Here is a 4,085-nt window from a genome sequence, read left to right on the forward strand (position 1 = left end):
CGAGGCGCTCGCCGCCCTCGCCGCCCTCGGCGGCGGCGGCGCGGGCGGGGGCGACGACGACGGCGATGGCGGGGGCCGCCAGGCGCTGCTCCAGGTCGCCACTTCGCTGTGGCGGGAGCCCCCGTGCTGACCCGCCACACGGATGTGCTGGTGGTCGGGGCGGGACCGGCGGGCGGCGCGACGGCGGCGGCGCTGGCCCGGCACGGACTGCGCACCTTGCTCGTGGACGGCGGCGAACCGGGGGCGGCCCACGACGTCGCGCTCAGCGCCCCCGCCATGGACGCCCTGCGCATGCTCGGAGTCGCGACCTTCGACGGGGTATGGCCGGTGGAGGGGGTGGATGTCCGGTTCGGCGACGGTCCGGCCCGTCCGCTCTCCGGCGTGGGCGCCGCCGTCTGCGATCGTGAGTGGCTGCGTACGCGGTTGCGCGAGGTCGCCACCGATCTCGGCGCGGCCCTGCTGCCGGGACGGATGACCGGCTGCGAGCCGCACCCCGGCGGGCACCGGGCGGTGATCGCCACAGGCGGCGGCCAGGTGGCGGTCCTGGCCCGGCATGTCGTCCTCGCGACGGGCTCGCTGCCCGGCAGGCGGCCGCACGGCGAGGGCATGGCCGTCGTCCAGCGGTTCGCTCTGCCGGAGCGGGACTCCCGGATGCTGCTCCATCTGGCGCCCCCCTCCCCCGCCGATCCGCACGACCGCCCGGCCGGGATCTGGATCATGCCCGCGGGACCGGGGACGTGCGCCGTCGGCGCCGTCCGCGTCGGGGACCGGCAGGAGAGCGCGGCCGATCTGCTGGCCTCGGCGATCGAACGGCTCGCCGGGGCCGACCCCGCGTTCGCGGCGGCCCGGCCTCTCGGTGAGCTCGTGTCCGGGCCGGTCAGCACCGGGTTCGCCCCCTCACTCGCCGGGCACGAGGGCCGGTTGCTGGTCGGGGACGCCGCCGGGCTGGTCAACCCGTTCACCGGCGAAGGGCTCGGCTACGCGCTGCAGAGCGCGCTGCTGGCGGCCGACGCGATCGCCGCGTATCCGGACGATCCCGGCGCCGCGCGCGAGGCGTACGTACGGCGGCTGGCGCGTGCGTACGTCGGCCACTTCGAGACCGCCCGCCACGCGGCCCGCCGCTACCATCTGGCCTGGCGTGTCCTGGCCGCCACCGCGCACAGCGACCAGCCGATCTTCACGCTGGCCCGGCGGGGGGTGCTGTCGGCCGGGGAGGCGGCCGAGCCGGTCGAGCTGCATCCGGACGACCGCCTGTACCTGAGCCCGTTCCTGGCCGCCTGCGCCGAGACGGCCGTGTCCGCGGTGCGCGAGGAGTGGCCCTTCATCGCGCGGCTGCTCACCACAGGGGCGGGGCTTCGCCCGGCGTCGCTGCTGCTGGCCGGGCTCGTCGCGGCCGGAGCGCATCCCCAGGCCGAGCTGGCGGGGGCCGGCGCGGCGATGGACCTGGCCGCGCTCGGCGCCCTGTCCCTGATCGGCGCGCCGGAAGCGAGGGTGCGGGAGCGGGCGCGCGGGGTCGATTGGGAGTCCGCCGTCACCGTGCTGGCCTGCGACTTCCTGCTGTCGCAGGCCGCCCGCCTGGTCGCGGAGTCGGCTCCGGAGGCGTCCTGGGCGTTCTCGGACTGGCTGGCCGAGCTCACCAGGATCAGGGCCGAAAGGATCGCCGACCCGGGCACGACCGACGCCGGCGACCTGTTCGCCGCGCTCTTCGAGTTCCCCGTACGGATCGGGGCGCAGCTCGGCGGCGCCGGCACGGCGGTCATGGAGGCGCTCAGGGAGTTCGGCGGGCACTGCGGACGGGCGTTCCTGCTGGCCGAGGACGTTCTCGCGCTGCGCGGGAGGCCGACCCGCCTGGCCACCACCACCCGGGCGATGCTCGCGGCGCGGACCTCGATGATCCCCCAGCTCCTCGGCATGCCTGGTCTTACCGGCATGCCTGGTCTTACCGGTATGTCCGGCCGCACCGTCGCGGACGAGCCGCACGTGCGAGCGACCGCGCTGGCCGCGGCATCGGATGCCTGCCGCGGCGAGATCGATCTCGCCCTGCGTGCCGCCGGCCGCGTACCGGTCGCGCGTGCGGCGCGCATCCTGCGCGCGCACGTTCTGACGATCAGCGCCTCGATCGATGCCCCGTCCTCGGACGCCTCATTCACAGACGCCCCATCCACAGACGCCCCACCTGCGGACGCCCCATCCGCGGACGTCACGGAAAGGATCACCCCCCGATGAGACGTACGACTGTCCTTAAGATGGCGATGGCGGCGGTGCTGACCGTTCCGCCCTATGTCGTCGTACCACCGCCCGACCCCTCGGCTCTGGCCGCCTCCGCCGCCGACCACCTCGTCGCCGACCGGCCAGAGCTGATCCACCGCTCCGGCCAGGACGTTCTCGTGCGGAGCCGCGTGGTGTCAGGGGCTCACGGGCTGCGTTATGTCCCGTACGAGCGTACGTATGCGGGTCTGCCCGTACGTGGCGGTGACTTCGTCGTGGTCACCGACGTGGAGGGACATGTCCTCAGCGTCTCGGTCAACCAGGAGCAGGTCCTGTCGGTGCGAACCAGCCCGGAGGTGTCCGCGCAGGACGCGGGTGCCGCGGCCCGCCGTGAGGCCGGCGCGGGAACCGACATGACGCCGCCCACGCTGACGGTCCTGGCCCGGGGCGGCGGCGTGCTGGCGTACGAGACGGTGATCACCGGCGTCAAGGGCTCGCGTCCGAGCCGGCTGCACGTCTTCGTCGACGCCCGCACCGGCAAGGTGATCGGCTCCTGGGACGAGGTGGCCGACGGCGTGGGGAGCGGCTACTACCACGGCCGGATCTCCTTCGACACGACCCGGTCGTCCACCCTGTACGGGATGTCCGATTCCACTCGGCCGGGAGTGCGCTGCGGAGGCCTGGACGGCCGCGTCTACACCGACCCCGACGACGACTGGGGCAACGGAACCGGCACCGACCTGGTCACCGCCTGCGTCGACGCCATGCACGCGGCACAGGCCGGCTGGGACATGCTGGTGCAGTGGCTGGGCAAGCCCGGCGCGTTCGACGGCTACGGCCGCGGCTTCCCGATGCGCGTCGGATACGACGACGCCAACGCGTACTACGACAGAGCCCTGGTGGTCTTCGGCCACAACAGCAGCCGGACACGGCAGGCGACGTCGACCGACATCGTCATGCACGAGCTCGGGCACGCCATCTTCTACTTCACACCCGGCAGCTCCCTCGGCTTCCGTGAGACGGGCGCGCTCAACGAGTCGACCGGCGACATCTTCGGGACGCTGACCGAGTGGTACCTGAACGAGAAGGCCGATCCGCCGGACTACGAGATAGCCGAGACCGTCGATCTGGTGGGTGCGGGACCCATCCGGTACATGAACGACCCGTCGCGGCTCGGCGACCCCAAGTGCTTCAGCGAGAGCGTCCGGAACATGGAGGTGCATGCCGGCGCCGGCGTGCAGAACCACTGGTTCTACCTGCTGGCCGAGGGATCCGCGCCCGCCGGCGCCGGTCGGCCGGGCAGCCCCACCTGCAACGGCTCGGTCCTGCGCGGCATCGGCATCCAGAACGCGGGCATGATCTACATGGAGACCCTCAACCGCAAGGTGTCCTTCTGGACCCATGAGGATGCCCGCCGCGCCTCGATGGAGGCGGGGCTGCAGCTGTTCGGCTGTGAGGGGCTACGGGCCGTACGCGACGCGTGGAACGCCGTCAGCGTCCCCGCTCACCTCAACGAGCCCAATTGCTGATGGACGCGGGTTCTTCGCGACTTTCGAGACCGGGGTGTCCGCGGCCCTTGGGCTCAGCCGAATGCACAGGGGCGCGAGGCGAGGTGCTTGATCCACTTCTGCGTCTCGGGCCCTGTGCCGCCCGAACTCGCAAGAGTCGCCGTCCCCGTCCTGATCACGTAGCAGAACCCCAGCTCACAGCACGAAACCGTATCTCCGAGCGGGAGCGGGCTCGACGTTGCCGATCCCGGCGATCAGCTCGGGGCGGGCACACAGGGCCCTGCTCGCCCACGTTTCCCGAAAGCGCGTCGGCGCGCGGACTCGGGGTCCGCGCGCCGGAGATGTCAGGCCGTTTCCCGCTTCGGGAGC

The 4,085-nt window shown here is 73.0% G+C and carries 2 protein-coding genes; both read left to right on the top strand.

Translation table 11 applies throughout. From position 1 onward, the window contains the following. Positions 1-123: 123 nt before the first annotated feature. Positions 124-2,226, top strand: coding sequence for a lycopene cyclase family protein (locus KME77_RS17080; RefSeq protein ID WP_219468361.1), 2,103 nt, complete (start codon positions 124-126; stop codon positions 2,224-2,226). After that, positions 2,223-3,737, top strand: coding sequence for a M4 family metallopeptidase (locus KME77_RS17085; protein WP_219468363.1), 1,515 nt, complete (start codon positions 2,223-2,225; stop codon positions 3,735-3,737). The genes KME77_RS17080 and KME77_RS17085 overlap by 4 nt, the downstream gene beginning before the upstream one ends. The last annotated feature ends 348 nt before the right edge of the window (positions 3,738-4,085 follow it).

It is taken from the genome of Nonomuraea rhizosphaerae (genome assembly GCF_019396405.1).
Lineage (GTDB): Bacteria > Actinomycetota > Actinomycetes > Streptosporangiales > Streptosporangiaceae > Nonomuraea > Nonomuraea rhizosphaerae.